We start from the raw sequence: 16057 nt of genomic DNA, 5'->3' as shown, positions 1-16057 counted from the left end.
GGGGGGGGGGGAGGTTTTTGTCACATATTGCCGTCACAGGCCCAAATGTTTCCTGAGAAACACCCCCACAACGCACCTTTTAGGGCAACCTGCACACAAAAACGACCCCCTGCACCCGGGAGGTGGTTCGATTCCGGGGCAGAGGGTCGTCGATAAGCAGGGGCTTTAGTCGCCGATCTGGTCGCGGCCGCGCTTCACAATCAACGGGTCGGGCTCGCCAACCACGTCGTGGTCCTTGTTCGTGTACTCAAACTTGGACAGAATGTAGCGCATCGCGTTGAGGCGGGCGCGCTTCTTGTCGTTGGACTTGATGGTGATCCAGGGGGACTCATCAGTATCCGTGTAGCGGAACTGCTCCTCCTTGGCGCGGGTGTAGTCCTCCCACTTATCCAGCGACGCCAAGTCCATCGGCGACAGCTTCCACTGACGCACCGGATCCACCTGGCGGATAGCAAAGCGGGTGCGCTGCTCCTTCTGGGTCACGGAGAACCAGAACTTGGTCAGCGAAATGCCGGAGCCGAGGATCATGTTCTCCAGCATCGGCACCTCACGCAGGAACTCGGCGTGCTGCGACTCGGTGCAGAAACCCATCACACGCTCAACACCGGAACGGTTGTACCAGGAACGGTCGAAGAACACGATCTCGCCCGCAGCCGGGAAGTGCTCGATGTAGCGCTGGAAGTACCACGACGTGCTCTCGCGTGGCGACGGCTTCTCCAACGCAACCGTACGAGCACCACGGGGGTTGAGGTGCTCGTTAAAGCGCTTGATGGTGCCACCCTTACCGGCGGCGTCGCGGCCCTCGAAAATAATGATGTGACGCTGACCAGTATCCTTCGTCCAGTTCTGCCACTTCAGCAGCTCAATCTGGAGCGCGCGCTTCTCATGCTCATACTCATCGCGGGAGAGGCGCTCATCGTACGGGTAATTCTCGCGCCACGTCTGAATCGCAGTGCCGTCCGGCATCAGCAGCACCGGATCGTCTTCATCGGTGTCGTCCACAACCCAACCTTCGGTCTGGGCGAGGTCGATCATCGGCAGTTCGTCATCCTTGTGGTCAGCCATACCACTCATTCTATTCCGCTTTGCCCCGCTGCGCTGGGAAAGCCCCCGAATAACAAAAAATGCCCCGTCGCACGTAGCGACGAGGCACCTCAGAAGTCGGTCTTATGCAACCAGACCAACGAGGTCGGCGAGAGCGCCTGCGAGGACGCCGAAGTTGCCAAGCAGCTCAACGAGAGCGCCCGGGATACGGGTAACCTCAGTAGCGGTGCCGTTCTCAACGCCGAGACCGGTGCCGGAGGAAAGTGCAACCCAGTTGTACAGTGCTTCCATGATGTTTTTCTCCTAGTTAAGAGGTGTGCTTACTTAGCTTCTGCAGCCGGCTTCGGGGTGACCTTCTTGCCGGTCGCCTTCTCAGCGAACGTCAGCAGAGACTCCGGGGTCTTGGTGAAGATCTTCTCGATCGCGGTTGCGAACGTCTTGAAGTCCTTGAGCGCCTTCTGGATGACCTTGAGATCTACAGGCATTACATGCTCCTAAAAGTTAGGTGCCAGTCTGTGTCTGGCTTTACTGACAGGTACTGACACCCATCGGGCGTCAGGGAGTTATTTTGCCATAGGTAACGATTACGTCAAGGGGAACTGCAGAATTGTTTTCAATGCTGACAGATATTTTTCAACACCTCACGTTTACCAAAACGTAACCATATTTCAGCTCTATCGACTACCTGCCCAAATTCAATAAAAGAAGTAAACGTCATATGAATTCGATGACGACTGTATAGACCATTCAGCGCCGAAAATCGCGCCAGAAACGCCACAAACCGGAAGTGGATGTGGGGAACTACACCTATTCAGGGGGTCGTCGACAAGCAAATGCGCAAAAGAAAAACGCGCCCCGAAGGACGCGTTGCTCATTAGGCGGGCACTACATCATGCCCATGGCCTCCGGGTCCATGCCCGGGTTCGCACCAGCCGGCTCCGGCTTGTCAGCCACAACCGCCTCAGTGGTCAGGAACAGCGCGGCGATGGACGCAGCGTTCTGCAGCGCGGAACGGGTCACCTTTGCCGGATCCGCAATGCCGTTAGCCAGCATGTCGACGTACTCGCCGGTCGCAGCGTTCAGACCCTCGCCATCCGGGAGGTTGGCAACCTTGTCAGCCACCACGCCCGGCTCCAGGCCAGCGTTCAGCGCGATCTGCTTCAGCGGAGCGGACAGGGCCTCGCGGACGATCTTCACGCCCGTAGCCTCGTCGCCCTCAAGGCCGAGGTCGCCCTCGAGCTCGTTGGCAGCCTGCAGCAGAGCCACACCGCCACCAGCGACGATGCCCTCCTCCACAGCAGCCTTGGCGTTACGCACAGCATCCTCAATGCGCAGCTTCTGCTCCTTGAGCTCCACCTCGGTAGCAGCGCCAACCTTGATCACTGCAACACCGCCGGCCAGCTTGGCCAGGCGCTCCTGCAGCTTCTCGCGGTCGTAATCGGAGTCGGAGTTCTCGATCTCGGCGCGGATCTGCTTCACGCGGCCGTCGATCTGCTCCTGCTGACCAGCACCCTGCACGATCGTGGTCTCATCCTTGGTCACCACAACCTTGCGAGCCTGACCCAGCAGCTCAACGCCAGCGGTCTCCAGGGACAGGCCGACCTCTTCGGAGATGACCTGGCCGCCGGTCAGGATCGCCAGATCCTGCAGCATTGCCTTGCGACGATCACCGAAGCCCGGAGCCTTCACAGCCACAGACTTGAAGGTGCCGCGGATCTTGTTCACAACCAGGGTGGACAGGGCTTCGCCCTCGACGTCCTCGGCGATAATCAGCAGCGGCTTGCCGGACTGCATAACCTGCTCCAGCACCGGCACAAGCTCCTTGACGTTGGAGATCTTGCCGGACACCAGCAGGATGTACGGGTCCTCGAGCACAGCCTCGCCACGCTCCATGTCGGTAGCGAAGTAAGCGGAGATGAAGCCCTTGTCAAAGCGCATACCCTCCGTGACCTCAAGGTCCACACCAAACGTGTTGGACTCCTCGACCGTGATCACGGACTCCTTGTTCACCGCACCGTTGCCAACGGCGTACATTGCCTCGGCGATCTTCTTGCCGATCTCCGGGTCAGAAGCGGAGATACCAGCGGTGGAAGCGATCTCCTCCTGGGTCTCAACTTCCTTTGCCTGATCCAGCAGGTACTTGGATACCTTGTCGGTGGCAGCCTGAATGCCGCGCTTGATACCCATCGGGTTGGAACCCGCAGCAACGTTGCGCAGGCCCTCGCGCACGAGCGCCTGGGCGAGAACGGTAGCGGTGGTGGTGCCGTCACCGGCGACGTCGTCGGTCTTCTTGGCGACTTCCTTGACCAGTTCCGCACCGATCTTCTCGTACGGATCCTCGAGGTCAATCTCGCGAGCGATGCTCACGCCGTCGTTGGTAATCATCGGAGCGCCCCAAGACTTCTCCAACACCACGTTGCGGCCCTTCGGGCCCAACGTGACCTTCACAGCATCAGCCAGGGTGTTCAGACCGGTCTCGAGGCCGCGACGTGCTTCCTCATCAAATGCAATCATCTTTGCCATGTGAGTGTGTCACTCCTTATATATAGGCGTACGTGGACGATCACTCAGTTCGTCGGTGCAAGCAGGCGCCCGCGACGGCACGGCTGACGAGTGGTCTCAGCCTCACCCGCTCTTCTTCGTTTATTTGGCACTCGGTTGAGATGAGTGCCAGCCACATTTTTAGCACTCTCGGGGGTTGAGTGCAAGAGACGCAGGGGCTGGCTCGGTTGCTGCTAGCGTAGTGCCATGACTGACGCACAGAACAGCACAAGCAACAGCACAGCAACCTACGCACCGCAGCGCGACCGGATCTTCGCGGATCTGTCCAAGTTGGTGTCCTTTAACTCCCCGCACTCCACCCCGGCCCTGAAGGACGAGCACGAGGCAGCGTGTGTGTGGACGGTCGAGGCGCTCAAGGACCTAGGCTTTGAAGTCACCCGCTACCCGACGGTGGACGACGCGGACACGATCGTCGCTACGAAGCCAGCGAAGAACGGCATGCCGACGGTGCTGCTGTACTCGCACTACGACGTCGTCCCGGCGAACGACCCGGAGGCGTGGACGAACGACCCGTTCGAGCTGACCGAGCGGTACGGCCGCTGGTACGGGCGCGGCGCCGCGGACTGCAAGGGCAACCTGGCCATGCACCTGGAGGCGCTGCGCCTCGTCGAGGAAAACGGCGGCACGGACCTGGGGCTGAAGGTTGTCGTCGAGGGCTCCGAGGAGCTCGGTGGTGATGACGGTCTGGGTAAGTTGATCGTCGACAAGCCTGAGGTGTTTGAGGCGGACGCGATCCTGATCGCGGACTCCGGCAACGTCGCTGTCGGTGTGCCGACGCTGACCACTTCCCTGCGCGGCGGCGCCCAGATCAACGTGACGGTGGAAACGCTCAAGGGCGCGATCCACTCCGGCGGTTTCGGCGGCGCGGCTCCGGATGCGGCGCACGCACTGATGGTCATTGCAACATCGCTTTTCGACGAGCACGGCCGCACCACTATCGACGGCGTGGACACCACCGCGAAGTGGGACGGCGACCCGTACGATCCGGAAACCTTCCGCGGCGACGCGACCGTCCTGGACGGCGTGGAACTGCTGGGCACCGCAGACGATAACCCGGCTGACCTGGTGTGGGCGCGCCCGGCCGTGACCATGATCGGCTTTACCTCCACCCCGGTTGCAGAGGCGATGAACGCGGTGAACCCGCGCGCGGAGGCACAGTTCAACCTGCGTGTTCCGGCTGGCCAGGACTCCGCCGAGGTGGCGGAGAAGATGGTAGAGCACATCAAGGCCCACACCCCGTGGGGCGCCAAGGTGGACGTACAGGTCAGTGGCGTGAATCAGCCGTTTTCTACGGATGTGGAAGCGGAGGCCGTCGCAAAGCTTGGGCAGTGCCTGAAGGACGCATACGGCGCAGACGAGCTGGCTGTCGTAGGCACCGGCGGCTCGATCCCGCTGACCATCACCCTGCAGGAGCAATTCCCCAACGCGGAGATCGCCCTGTACGGCGTGGAAGAGCCGCTGTGTGGCATTCACGGTGTTGACGAGTCCGTCGACCCGACCGAGATCGAACATGTGGCCATCGCCGAGGCGATGTTCCTGCAGCAATACGGGAAGTAAGAAAAATTCGCTACAGTGGCAAAAAGACGGCCGCGCCACTGGTGTTGACGCGTTGTATCTTGTTGCCGCGATGAGCAAGTTATTTCTGTGTGAACTGGAAAGCCCCTGAGGTTAGGCGCGCCAACGGTACGACCGACCTCAAAGGAGGGCTGCCAGAAACGTGCTCACGTTACTTCTTGCGCTCACGGCTGCCAGCGCCATCGCCCCGGTGCTGCTGCGCAGCATCGGCCGCTCGGCGTTCGCCCTACTGGCGTTGGTGCCTCTCGGCGGCTTCCTGTGGGTGGTCAAACTCTTCGCCGACGGGGTGTTCCGCGACGGCGGGGAGATCGTTTCCACGTTCACGTGGATGCCATCGACCAACCTCAACTTAGAGTTTCGCCTCGATGCCCTAGCAGCGCTCTTTAGCCTGATCATCCTGGGTGTCGGGGCGCTTGTGTTGTTCTACTGCTGGGGCTACTTCGACTCGAACCCGCGCAGGCTGGCCAAGTTCGGGTTTGAGCTCAGCGCCTTCGCCATGGCCATGTACGGCTTGGTCATCTCGGACAACTTCCTGCTCATGTACGTGTTCTGGGAGTTGACCTCGATCCTGTCGTACATGCTGGTGTCGTATTACGGGGAGCGGGCGACCTCCAGACGCGCAGCCATGCAGGCGCTGATGGTCACCACGATGGGTGGCCTGGCCATGCTGGTGGGCATCAACCTCCTAGGCTTCAACGCCGGCATCTGGCGTCTGTCCGAGGTGTCCCAGATCGCCGACATCGAGGGCACCCCGGCGATCTCCGCGGCAATCGTGCTGATCATGTTGGGTGCGCTGACCAAGTCCGCCCAGGCCCCGTGGCACTTCTGGTTGCCCGGCGCGATGGCGGCGCCGACGCCGGTGTCGGCGTATCTGCACTCGGCGGCGATGGTCAAGGCGGGTATCTATCTCGTCGCTAGGCTTGCGCCCGACATGTCGGCGGTGACCACGTGGCACCTGCTGGTGCTGTCTACGGGTGGGTTCACCATGCTGCTGGGTGGCTGGATGGCGCTGAAGCAGCGCGACCTGAAGCTGGTGCTGGCGTACGGCACGGTGAGCCAGCTGGGCTTCATCATCACGGTGATCGGCGTGGGTTCGCGTGAGGCCGCGATGGCGGGTCTTGCGATCACGTTCGCGCACTCGCTGTTTAAGGCCGCGCTGTTCATGATTGTGGGCGCGATCGACCACACCACCGGCACGCGCGACATCCACGAACTGTCGGGGCTGGGCAAGAAGCAGCCGTTGTTGGCGGGGTTGGCCATTGTGTCGGCTGCGTCGATGGCTGGCATCCCGCCGCTGTTCGGGTTTGTGGCCAAGGAAGCCGCGCTGGAGATGATCCTGCACGAGGAGTTGCTCACCGGTATGCCGGGCAGGATCACGCTGGTAGTGATGGTCGCTGGTTCCATCCTGACCATGGCGTACTCGCTCTACTTCCTGCACGGTGCCTTTGCGACGAAACCAGAGCACGACCGCAAGCCTTCCGAAGCCGTGCGCGACATGCACCGGGTGGGCCCCACACTGTGGCTCTCCCCCGCCATCCTGACCGCCGGCACGATCGTGTTTGGCCTGGTGCCGGCGCTGCTGTCGGACCCGATCAACAACCACCTCGACGCGCGCTTCCCCGACGTGGAAGGCGAAACGCTCGCGCTGTGGCACGGCATCAACGTGCCGCTGATCCTGTCTGCGGTAATCATCACTGCGGGCGCGATCATGTTCTGGCAGCGCGACCTGGTGGCAAAGGCCCAGTTTGAACAGCCCGCGCTGGGTAACGCCAACGCCGTCTACGACACCATCCTGAGCAAGCTGCACCACTGGTCGATGCGCCTGACCGCGTCCACCCAGCGTGGTTCGTTGGCGATCAACCTGGGTGTCATCTTTGCCACGCTGATGGTTGTGCCGTTGGCTGCGCTGATCCTGGGGGCGTCGAACAACATCCGCATGATCGTGTGGGAAAACGTCTGGCAAGGCCTGATCGTGATCATCATGGCGGGCATGGCGTTCTTCGCCACCCTGCAGCGCAACCGCCTGTCGGCCGTGGTGATGGTCGGCATGACCGGCTACTGCCTGGCCATGATCTTCGCGCTGCACGGCGCACCGGACTTGGCGCTGACGCAGGCGCTGGTGGAGACCATTGTGATGGTTATCTTCATGCTGGTGCTGCGCAAGATGCCCACAGAGGTCGAGCCGCGTCACGACGACAACCGTCTCCGCGCCTGGCTCTCCATCGGCACCGGCGTATCAGTGGTGGTCGTGGCCATGACGGCGATGTCCGCGCGCGTGGCCGATCCGATCTCCACAACCATGCCGGAGTTGGCGTACGAGATCGGGCACGGCCGCAACACCGTCAACGTGCTGCTGGTGGACCTGCGTGCCGCCGATACGCTCGGTGAGATCACCGTGCTGGTCATCGCCGCAGTGGGTGTGGCCAGCCTGATCTTCGGCACCGGCAAGTTTGAAACCCAGTCACGCCGCCCGACCCTGCAGACCACAAAGGCCCGCTGGCTCGCATCCGGCGTCAACGACGAGACGGCGCAGAACCGTTCCCTGATGGTGGAGGTTGCCACCCGCATCCTGTTCCCGTCGATGATGCTGCTGTCGGCGTACTTCTTCTTCTCCGGCCACAACGCCCCCGGCGGCGGGTTCGCAGGCGGCCTTGTCGCCGCGCTCGCGCTCACGCTGCGCTACCTGGCGGGCGGTCGCAAGGAGATTGAAGCAACCCTGCCGGTGCACCCAAGCAAGGTGCTCGCCGCTGGCCTGCTGATGTCCGCCACCGCGGCGGTCGTGCCCATGTTCTTCGGCAACCCGCCACTGACCTCTGGGTACGCCACGTTCAGTCTGCCGCTCATCGGCGAGGTCGACGTCCCATCCGCCCTGCTTTTCGACGCCGGCGTCTACGCCATCGTCGTCGGCCTCATCATGCACGTGCTGGCCTCCATGGGCGCCCACATCGACCTCGAAGAAGAGTCCCGTAAGCAGCGCGCCCGCGACCGCGCCATCGAACTGCAAGAGAAAAACCGTCGCCGCCGCGAACAGCAAGAGCGTGATCGCCGGCAGCGGTTTGATGAGCGGGCGGCGGTGTCGTCGGCAGGGTCGTCGTCGATTAGCAAGAGCTCGGAGAAGTAAATGGAAGCAAACCTGTTCTTACTCATCGGCTCAGGCGTACTCATCGCGGCCGGTGTATACCTCATGCTGGACAAAGTGATGACGCGCATGATCATGGGCGTGCTGCTCATCGGCAACGGCGCGAACCTGCTCCTGCTGCAGTCGGGCGGTCGCGCGGGCTCGCCGCCGATCCTCGGACGCGACTCCGTAGCAGCAGCCGACGCCGCCGATCCGCTCGCGCAGGCGATGATCCTGACCGCCATTGTCATCTCGATGGCGATGGTCGGATTCATGCTCGCGCTCGCCTACCGCCAGTACCGCTACCGCAGCGACGACGTGGTCGAACGCGACGAAGAGGACCGCGCAATTGCGGTGCGCCCAACCACGCCGACGGGCGACCGCGACGAAGAGGAAGCGGCCGGCAAGGCTGCTGCGTCGGCATCGTTCGAAGAGCCAGTAAAGGGGGCGGAGCGTGAGAAGTAGTATGTTAGCCCTCGCCGACTGGGCCCTGCCCGCAGTGCCGTACCTGACGGTGCTGATGATTCTGCTGCCGCTCATCTCCGCGGCGTTCATCCTGGTGTTCCGCGGCGTGAACCTGCAGCGCTTCATTGCCCTGCTGACCCTGGCCACACTGACGGTCATGTCGGCGGTGCTGATCATCGTCGCCGACATCCACGGCATCCAAACGGTGCAAATGGGCGGCTGGGAGGCGCCGATCGGGATTACGTTGGTGGCGGACAGGTTGTCGTCGATAATGTTGTTCGTCTCCTCGATCGTGCTGTTCGCGGTGATGTGGTACGGCATCTCCCAAGGTCTGCGCGATGGTGACGACGACGACCCAGTCGCCGTCTTCCTCCCCACCTACATGCTGCTGAGCATGGGCGTGAACCTATCATTCCTGGCAGGTGACCTGTTCAACCTGTACGTCGGGTTTGAGATCTTCCTCGTCGCCTCCTACGTGCTGCTCACCCTGGGCGCGTCGCCGCAGCGTGTGCGCGCCGGCATCGGTTACGTGATGGTGTCCATGGCGTCGTCGATGGTGTTCCTGTTTGCGCTTGCGCTCGTGTACGCGTCCGTGGGCACGGTGAACATGGCACAAGTCGGAATCCGCATGGCCGAACTACCCACCGGTACGCGCGCCGCAATCTTTGCGACGATCCTCGTCGCCTTCAGCATCAAAGCCGCCGTCTTCCCCCTCGACGCCTGGCTGCCGGACTCCTACCCCACCGCCGCCTCCATCGTGACCGCCGTGTTCGCAGGCCTCCTCACCAAAGTTGGCGTGTACGCGATCATCCGCATGCGCTCCACCGTGTTCACCGACGGCTCGCTCGACAACATGCTCATGTGGGTCGCCCTGTTGACCATGATCGTCGGCGTGATGGGCGCAATCGCCCAAAACGACATCAAACGTCTCATGTCGTTTACCCTGGTCAGCCACATCGGCTACATGATCTTCGGCGTGGCCCTCGGCTCCGTCGCAGGCCTATCCGGCGCGATCTTCTACGCCGTCCACCACATTCTGGTGCAGACGTCGCTGTTCCTGGTGATTGGGCTCGTCGAAAGGCAAGCAGGCTCCGCCCAACTGCGCCGCCTGGGCTCCCTGCTGTACACCGCACCCGTCATCGGCGTGCTGTACCTCATCCCGGCGCTCAACCTCGGCGGCATCCCACCCCTATCCGGCTTCCTGGGCAAAGTCATGCTCATCCAAGCCGGTGCCGAAGACGGCTCCTGGCTCGCCTGGACCCTCATCGGCGGCGCCGTGGTCACCTCGCTGCTCACCCTGTACGCCATGATGAACGTCTGGTCCAAAGGCTTCCTGCGAGATCGCGCCGACGCCCCCGAAGGCGACGTCGTCCTCGCCCGCCCCGCCAACCTTGCCGAGCGCGGCGAAACCGTCTCTGCCGGCGAACGCGACGACGTCGGCCGCATCCCCGTCGGCATGTTCCTCTCCACCGCACTGCTGGTACTCACCTCCACGTCGATCACGTTCCTGGCCGGCCCGATCTCCAACATCACCGACCGCGCCGCCCAATCCGCCCAAGACGTCACCATCTACCGCAGCGCAGTACTTATCGACGACCCCACCCAAGCCACCCGCAACCTCGACGCATTCACCGAACCCACCGATTCCCACGGCGGGCACGACTCGCTGATGAACCGTCGCAACCAGGAGGTGCGTAACTGATGAGCCTGCTCACAGGTGTAAAAAACCGCATGCGCCCCGCCTACATTGCGTGGCTGACCTTCATGTGGGTCCTGCTCATGGGCGAAGTGTCCTGGGGCAACGTCGCCGCCGGCCTCGCACTTGGCGTCGTCATCGTGCTGGCCCTGCCGCTGCCGCGCGTCCCCCGCAGCGGAAACCGCATCCACTGGCCACGCCTGATGGCCTTCGTCGGCATCTGGCTGTGGGACCTCATCGTCGCCTCCGCCAAAGTGGCCTGGCTCTCGCTGCGGCCCCAACCGCAACCCAAAAACGCGATCCTGCGCGTGCCCATGCGCGTCAGCAACGAATTGGTGTTCTACCTGGCCACCTGCGCCTACAACCTGCAGCCCGGCGGCACCGTCACCGACATCGACCTGGCCAACCGCGAATGGACCATCCACGTCCTCGACGCGTCCACCCCGGCCGACATCGAACGCGAAATTGCCAACGTAGCCACCCTGGAACGCCAAATGATCGGGATCTTCGAAAGCAGGAGCAAATGAACGAAACGATCTACAACGTCTTCCTCGCCATAGCCGCCATCTTCATCTTCGCCGGCTTCTTCATCCTCGCCTGGCGAGTCATCGTCGGCCCCGACTCCCTCGACCGCGTCCTAGCTAACGACGGCATCACCGCCTCCCTCCAGTGCGCCCTCGCCCTCTACATCTGCTGGACGTTAGACACCACCGTGGTCAACGTGATGATCGTCATCGCACTCCTCGGCTTCATCGCCTCCCTGTCCGTCGCCCGCTTCCGCAAGAGGGATGGTTCCCTATGATCACCGACATCATCTCCCTGATCTTCATCCTGCCCGGCGCGTTCATGGTCTTCTCCGCCGCCGTCGGCACCGCACGCTTCAACTCCACCCTCGCGCGCGTCCACGCCATCACCAAACCCCAAACCACCGGGCTCGTGCTGTTCATGATCGGCACCATCATCCGAGTCACCACCGCCGAAGACTTCGGCGTCCACGAAAAAGGCGACATCGGCATCATGATCCTGCTGGTCATCTTCGCCCTAATGACCAACCCCGTCCCCGGCCAGCGCCTCGGCCGCATCGCCCGACGCGAGGGCCTCTACGGCGAGGACGGCCAGCTCACCCGCAACGACCGCCCCGCCAGCTACCACCCCAAGCGCATCAACCCCAACAAGCCCACCGAAACCGAACGGCCGGCGGGCTAAGGGCTGGCTGCTACGGCGCTACGGCGTGAGTTCCCACATTTCGTCGCAGGTCGCGTCCACAACCGCCTTCCAATCACCCGTGCGCTGGTAAATCTCCCGCTGGCGCTGGTAGCCGGCGCCACGCTCGACGATTTCGCTGACCAGCCGTAGCTCGTCGAGGCAGTTGAGGTCTTGGGCCGTGGGCGTGAGTTCGTCGATAAGCAATTGCAACTCGTGCTTAATCCAGTCCTCGTCCGTATCGCGGCTAGTGATCACGAGCGCGTCCATGCCGTAGCGGGCGCCGCGCCACTTATTCTCCGCGACGTGCCACTGCTGCAGGGTGGGCAGGGACTCGCCGCGATCGAGCATCCGGTCGTAGTGGACCACGAGACAGTGCGTGAGCGCCACGACCGCGGCGAGCTCGCGCAGGTTAGACGTGGCATCCGAAATGCGAACCTCGATCGTGCCCCACTTCGCGGCCGGGCGGACATCGAAATGCATCGAGCCCGTGTGATTAATCACGCCCGAAGTCTGCTGATCGCGCATAAATGCAACCCACTCATCCCAATCCTGGAACTGATACGGCATACCCGCGGTGGGAAGCTGCTGGTAAAGCATCGTGCGGTTCGAAGCGTAACCCGTATCGATGCCGTCCCAACCCGGGCTCGAGGCGCTTATCGCGAGCAGGTGCGGGTACTTCGTCATCACCGCATTAATGATCGGCCACACCTTGTCCTCATGACTGATGCCCACGTGGCAGTGGATACCCCACAACAACATGTGCTGACCCCAATACTGGGTGCGATCCGCGATCTCCTGATACGTGTTCTTCGGACTCAGCGGATTCGTGCGGAAATCCGAAAACGGGTGGCCGCCGCTCGCCCACAGGCGGAGGTTCTTCTCATCCGCGACCTCCTTGATCGCTTTGAGGTCGCGCTGGAGGGCGTCGACCGCCTCCCTGGTATTCGTGCAGATCGGCGTGACAAGCTCGATCGTGTTCTGCAGAAACTCCGGCTCCAGGTGCACGTCCGGATTGCGCTTCTGCACCTCCTCGATCACCTCAGCCGCACGCGGCACAAGGTCGCGCGTTTCCGGGTCGACGAGACAAATCTCCCACTCGACACCGAGGGTAGGGGCGGCCGACCTGGCAAAATCGCGAAACGGATCCATAGTCAGCCAGCCTAACCGCTTCGGTTCCCGGGACTGGCATGGCGAAGCGGTTTATATGCGGGGCGGTGCTGTTGGGGTTCCGCCTTCCACACAGATGGTGAGGACGCAACGGAGAGCTTGCCGATTTTTGGCCATCTTCACCCTTGCATTCTCACCATGTGTTGGGGTGGTGCCGGGGTGGTGTCGTCGCAAAGCTAAACGGCGCCTCCTACACGGCATATTTCGCTAATTTTCGACGAAATGCACCGTGTAGGAGGCGCCGTTTGGAGGCTAAAACTAGCCGGCGAGGACGACCGCGACCGCGCTGCGGTTATTCGCGGCCTGCTCCGGAAGGCCGACGGCGCCCTCCGGGATGTCATTCTTGGCGCGGGCGGTGCCACCGACGCGGCGGGCGATGTCGGCAGCGACCTGCTCAGCACCCGGGGTGGCCGGGTCGAAGAACACGTAGGTCTCCGGGAAGATACCGTACTGCTGCTCAGGCATGTTCATCGTCGCAGCGTCCTGGGACTGATTAGCGACGTTGAACTGACCCTTAAGCTGGTCCGCCGTGCGATTAGCCAGGTCAGCGATGCCGGAGTTGTTGTAGACGAAGACCTGCGCGCTCGCATTGTCGAGCTGCGCGCCCTGCGGGGCCGGAGCCGGAGCCGGTGCCGGGGTCTCGGCGTTCGGGTCTTGCGCGTTGGGGTCTTGCGCGTTGGGGTCCTGGGCCTGGTCGCCTTCGCGCTGTTCGGCGTTCGGGTCCTGCGGCGCGTTCGGATCCTGGGAGGCGTTGGGGTCCTGGGCGCCCTGGCCCTGGCCCTCGCCAGGCTGGGCCGTGGATGGGGCGGCCTCAGCGGTAGCGGAGGTGGAGGTTTCGGACGAGGCGGAGGATGCGGCGTTGTTGTCGTCGCCCTTCTGGGTCATCGCCCACAGGGCCCAGAGCAGCAGCAACGCAGCAACGGCGATAAGGATCATGGCGAGGCCACGGCGGGGCAGGCCGCCCTGGGCAGCGGCGCCCGCCCCAGCACCGGCTCCAGCAGCGCCAGCGCCGCCAGCGGTGACGGCGGTCGAGCCGGCGGCGTAGCCTGCGTACGCCTCGTCGTAGGCCTCGTCATAGTCATAGTCGGCGTCGTCGTCGCGACGGTGCGCGCCGCGGTATTCCTCGGCGGGTGCGTCGGTGGGGGTGTCGTCGATAATTTCGGCGTCGAGGGGCTCGTCGCCCACGTTGTCGTAGCGGGGGTCGTTGCCATACTGATCTTTAGTCACAGCAGCAACAATAGCCACACCTGGTGGGGGAAGGGAGGCAACACACCGGGTTAGGCGTCGCGAAGCCTTTGCAACCGCCGCACCAACTGAGGCTCCGCCGCGAGCGCATCCGGATTATCCAAAAGGACGTTGAGGCGCTGGTAGTAGCGGATCGGCGTCATGCCAAGTTCGGCACGGATAGCGTCCTCGCGCTTGCCGAGGGACCGCGGGGCGCGCGCGGCGAAACGGAGCACGGCGAGGTCGGTGTCGGAAAGCATGCCTAATATATTGGCATGACCATCCGACCCATCGTTATCCACGGCGACCCTGTGCTGCACGAACCGACCAAACAGGTCACGCAGCCCGTTGAGGAACTGCAGGAACTCATCGCCGACATGCACGAAACCATGGACGCCGCCCACGGCGTGGGCCTGGCCGCCAACCAGATTGGTGTGCCGCTGCGCCTGTTCGTCTACCACTGCCCCGACGGCGACGAGATGCGCCGCGGCACCGTGATCAACCCGGTGCTGGAAACTTCCGAAATCCCGAAGACAATGCCTAGCGACGACGGCGAGGACGACGAAGGCTGCCTCTCCGTCCCGGGCTACTCCTGGCCGACCGGCCGCGCCGACTGGGCCAAGGTCACCGGCCTGGACGAGAACGGCAACGAGATCGAGGTGGAAGGCACCGGCTTCTTCGCCCGCTGCCTGCAGCACGAGGTCGGCCACCTGGACGGCTTCCTGTACACCGACGTGCTCACCGGCCGTTACAAGAAGGAAGCGAAGCGCGAAATCCGCGATAAGGGCTGGCGCGAGCCGGGCAACACGTGGCTTCCAGGCACCGACGAGGATCCGTTCGGCCACTAACGCGGTATGATGTGCGGGACTGTCTATTTTTCCGGAGGCACCCATGCGCATCCCCGCCGTCATCGCCGCGACTGCGATCACGCTGACCACTCCCGCTGCGCCCGAAACGCCGCTCGAGCAGCTGCTTAGCGACGTCACCGAGACCCGCACCACCTCCCTCACCGCGCTTAAGGAAGCGGATGGAGAGGACGAGGTCCGCGAGATCCTCACCGATTGGCGCAAGAACCTCATCGAGGCCGCCGACGACCTTGAGGAGCTTCGCGAGGACACCGGCGACCTGACCGACGAGGAAGAAGCCGAGTTCGACGAGGCAGCCGACGCCCTCAAGGCCGAGCGCGCCGGTGTGCGTAAGTTGCGCTCGGAGCTTTTACTTAACGACGACACCGTCGTCCTCCCCTCCGCCCTCAAGGGCCTCGACGGCATCTTGGGCACCACCGCCTTCGACGCCTTCGAGCGTTCTGACAACGGCGACGCCCGCATCATCTACGGCATCCCGGGCGGCAAGGAAGAGGCTGCCGCGTCGGAGGATGCGACTGCGGAGAAGGCTGGCGAGAAGGCTTCGGAGAAGGCTGCTGTTCCGGCAACCACGGCGGCGAAGACCACCGAGCCGAGCAGCAAGGCGCCGAAGACGTCTGCGTCCGCTGCGGAGACCGCCCCGGCCACCGAGTCTGTTGCTGAGTCGCTGAGCCTGCGCGCCGAGCGGATGCAGGACGAGACCACCACCTCGGAGACCACTGAGTCCACCACCAGCGAGACGACCACGACGAACACGTCGTCCGGCACCGAGACCACAAGCACCACGACCGGTACGACTACCGGGGAGACCACAACCTCCGGCACTTCGTCGAGCACGACGTCTAGCGCGACCGCCACGACCTCGTCGTCTTCGTCTTCCTCTTCGTCGACGACGTCGGCGTCGGTGCTGCAGAACCGCACCACCTCGGCAACGTCGAGCACGACGCGTTCGACCACGTCCTCCTCGAGCACCTCGCGCACCACGACCAGCACCGAAGATGAGCGCGACGGCGACCTCGCCGACACCGGCACCCCGATGCGCGGGCTGATCGGCCTGGGCGCGCTTGCGCTGCTGGCCGGTGTGGCGTTTATGTTGCCGGGTGCGGGTAGGGCTCGTCGATAAGAAGAGCGCGAGAA

General features: G+C 63.2%; 16 protein-coding genes. 9 read left to right on the top strand and 7 right to left on the bottom strand.

Annotation, left to right across the window (positions count from 1 at the left end):
- Nucleotides 1-165: 165 nt before the first annotated feature.
- The 4 genes from ppk2 to groL form a co-directional block, all read right to left on the bottom strand.
- Nucleotides 166-1065: a polyphosphate kinase 2 gene (gene ppk2, locus HMPREF2734_RS04165; protein WP_070422455.1), complete on the bottom strand. Its 900-nt coding sequence runs from the start codon at nt 1063-1065 to the stop codon at nt 166-168.
- A gap of 102 nt (nt 1066-1167) precedes the next feature.
- The gene (locus tag HMPREF2734_RS11995; RefSeq protein ID WP_167594467.1) at nt 1168-1335 is read right to left on the bottom strand and encodes a hypothetical protein; all 168 of its coding nucleotides are present in this window, start codon (nt 1333-1335) and stop codon (nt 1168-1170) included.
- 29 nt (nt 1336-1364) lie between these two features.
- Complete coding sequence (locus HMPREF2734_RS11990; RefSeq protein WP_167617019.1) at nt 1365-1529, bottom strand: hypothetical protein; 165 nt, start codon at nt 1527-1529, stop codon at nt 1365-1367.
- A gap of 400 nt (nt 1530-1929) precedes the next feature.
- Nucleotides 1930-3567 carry a chaperonin GroEL gene (groL, locus tag HMPREF2734_RS04160; RefSeq protein ID WP_070422454.1) on the bottom strand — a complete coding sequence of 546 codons (1638 nt, stop codon included), beginning with the start codon at nt 3565-3567 and terminating at the stop codon, nt 1930-1932.
- 225 nt (nt 3568-3792) lie between these two features.
- On the opposite strand from groL, the gene HMPREF2734_RS04155 reads away from it, so the two are divergent.
- The 7 genes from HMPREF2734_RS04155 to HMPREF2734_RS04125 all read left to right on the top strand — a co-directional run bounded on the left by HMPREF2734_RS04155 (nt 3793) and on the right by HMPREF2734_RS04125 (nt 11666).
- On the top strand, nt 3793-5163 hold the full coding sequence (locus HMPREF2734_RS04155; protein ID WP_070569475.1) for a dipeptidase: 1371 nt from the start codon (nt 3793-3795) through the stop codon (nt 5161-5163).
- Between the two features lie 160 nt (nt 5164-5323).
- Nucleotides 5324-8302, top strand: a complete 2979-nt coding sequence (locus HMPREF2734_RS04150; RefSeq protein WP_070569473.1) for a Na+/H+ antiporter subunit A — start codon at nt 5324-5326, stop codon at nt 8300-8302.
- The gene (locus tag HMPREF2734_RS04145; protein ID WP_070422451.1) at nt 8303-8764 is read left to right on the top strand and encodes a Na(+)/H(+) antiporter subunit C; all 462 of its coding nucleotides are present in this window, start codon (nt 8303-8305) and stop codon (nt 8762-8764) included.
- 1 nt (nt 8765) lies between these two features.
- Nucleotides 8766-10466, top strand: coding sequence for a Na+/H+ antiporter subunit D (locus HMPREF2734_RS04140; RefSeq protein ID WP_083308075.1), 1701 nt, complete (start codon nt 8766-8768; stop codon nt 10464-10466).
- On the top strand, nt 10466-10987 hold the full coding sequence (locus HMPREF2734_RS04135; RefSeq protein ID WP_210384729.1) for a Na+/H+ antiporter subunit E: 522 nt from the start codon (nt 10466-10468) through the stop codon (nt 10985-10987). Before HMPREF2734_RS04140 ends, HMPREF2734_RS04135 begins: the two co-directional genes overlap by 1 nt.
- Nucleotides 10984-11262 carry a monovalent cation/H+ antiporter complex subunit F gene (locus HMPREF2734_RS04130; protein ID WP_070422450.1) on the top strand — a complete coding sequence of 93 codons (279 nt, stop codon included), beginning with the start codon at nt 10984-10986 and terminating at the stop codon, nt 11260-11262. The genes HMPREF2734_RS04135 and HMPREF2734_RS04130 overlap by 4 nt, the downstream gene beginning before the upstream one ends.
- Nucleotides 11259-11666: a monovalent cation/H(+) antiporter subunit G gene (locus HMPREF2734_RS04125; RefSeq protein ID WP_070569470.1), complete on the top strand. Its 408-nt coding sequence runs from the start codon at nt 11259-11261 to the stop codon at nt 11664-11666. Before HMPREF2734_RS04130 ends, HMPREF2734_RS04125 begins: the two co-directional genes overlap by 4 nt.
- 18 nt (nt 11667-11684) lie before the next feature.
- Here the strand turns inward: HMPREF2734_RS04125 and HMPREF2734_RS04120 are convergent, their stop codons facing one another.
- From HMPREF2734_RS04120 to HMPREF2734_RS04110, 3 genes are all read right to left on the bottom strand, one after another.
- On the bottom strand, nt 11685-12815 hold the full coding sequence (locus HMPREF2734_RS04120) for a glutamate--cysteine ligase (RefSeq protein ID WP_070569467.1): 1131 nt from the start codon (nt 12813-12815) through the stop codon (nt 11685-11687).
- 276 nt (nt 12816-13091) lie between these two features.
- Nucleotides 13092-14060, bottom strand: a complete 969-nt coding sequence (locus HMPREF2734_RS04115) for a LytR C-terminal domain-containing protein (RefSeq protein WP_141750420.1) — start codon at nt 14058-14060, stop codon at nt 13092-13094.
- A 50-nt stretch (nt 14061-14110) separates the two neighbouring features.
- Nucleotides 14111-14317 carry a DUF3263 domain-containing protein gene (locus tag HMPREF2734_RS04110; RefSeq protein ID WP_070452809.1) on the bottom strand — a complete coding sequence of 69 codons (207 nt, stop codon included), beginning with the start codon at nt 14315-14317 and terminating at the stop codon, nt 14111-14113.
- A gap of 15 nt (nt 14318-14332) precedes the next feature.
- Here HMPREF2734_RS04110 and HMPREF2734_RS04105 point away from each other — a divergent pair, with 15 nt between their 5' ends.
- Nucleotides 14333-14905, top strand: a complete 573-nt coding sequence (locus HMPREF2734_RS04105) for a peptide deformylase (protein ID WP_070452812.1) — start codon at nt 14333-14335, stop codon at nt 14903-14905.
- Nucleotides 14906-14948: 43 nt separating this feature from the next.
- A complete protein-coding gene (locus HMPREF2734_RS04100) occupies nt 14949-16043 on the top strand; it encodes a hypothetical protein (protein WP_070569461.1) in 1095 nt (364 codons plus the stop codon).
- Nucleotides 16044-16057 lie beyond the last annotated feature (14 nt).

This window comes from Corynebacterium sp. HMSC055D05 (genome assembly GCF_001810365.1).
Classification (GTDB): Bacteria; Actinomycetota; Actinomycetes; order Mycobacteriales; family Mycobacteriaceae; genus Corynebacterium; species Corynebacterium coyleae.
The sequence above is the reverse complement of the archived record's forward strand: the minus strand, read 5'-3'. Positions and strand labels throughout refer to the sequence as shown.

Coding starts and splice junctions, on each gene's coding strand:
- HMPREF2734_RS04140 (WP_083308075.1), top strand. CDS start 8,766: ATGTTAGCCCTCGCCGACTGGGCCCTGCCCGCAGTGCCGTACCTGACG.
- groL (WP_070422454.1), bottom strand. CDS start 3,567: ATGGCAAAGATGATTGCATTTGATGAGGAAGCACGTCGCGGCCTCGAG.
- HMPREF2734_RS04105 (WP_070452812.1), top strand. CDS start 14,333: ATGACCATCCGACCCATCGTTATCCACGGCGACCCTGTGCTGCACGAA.
- HMPREF2734_RS04145 (WP_070422451.1), top strand. CDS start 8,303: ATGGAAGCAAACCTGTTCTTACTCATCGGCTCAGGCGTACTCATCGCG.
- HMPREF2734_RS04100 (WP_070569461.1), top strand. CDS start 14,949: ATGCGCATCCCCGCCGTCATCGCCGCGACTGCGATCACGCTGACCACT.
- HMPREF2734_RS04155 (WP_070569475.1), top strand. CDS start 3,793: ATGACTGACGCACAGAACAGCACAAGCAACAGCACAGCAACCTACGCA.
- HMPREF2734_RS04135 (WP_210384729.1), top strand. CDS start 10,466: ATGAGCCTGCTCACAGGTGTAAAAAACCGCATGCGCCCCGCCTACATT.
- HMPREF2734_RS04130 (WP_070422450.1), top strand. CDS start 10,984: ATGAACGAAACGATCTACAACGTCTTCCTCGCCATAGCCGCCATCTTC.
- HMPREF2734_RS11995 (WP_167594467.1), bottom strand. CDS start 1,335: ATGGAAGCACTGTACAACTGGGTTGCACTTTCCTCCGGCACCGGTCTC.
- ppk2 (WP_070422455.1), bottom strand. CDS start 1,065: ATGGCTGACCACAAGGATGACGAACTGCCGATGATCGACCTCGCCCAG.
- HMPREF2734_RS11990 (WP_167617019.1), bottom strand. CDS start 1,529: ATGCCTGTAGATCTCAAGGTCATCCAGAAGGCGCTCAAGGACTTCAAG.
- HMPREF2734_RS04120 (WP_070569467.1), bottom strand. CDS start 12,815: ATGGATCCGTTTCGCGATTTTGCCAGGTCGGCCGCCCCTACCCTCGGT.
- HMPREF2734_RS04110 (WP_070452809.1), bottom strand. CDS start 14,317: ATGCTTTCCGACACCGACCTCGCCGTGCTCCGTTTCGCCGCGCGCGCC.
- HMPREF2734_RS04125 (WP_070569470.1), top strand. CDS start 11,259: ATGATCACCGACATCATCTCCCTGATCTTCATCCTGCCCGGCGCGTTC.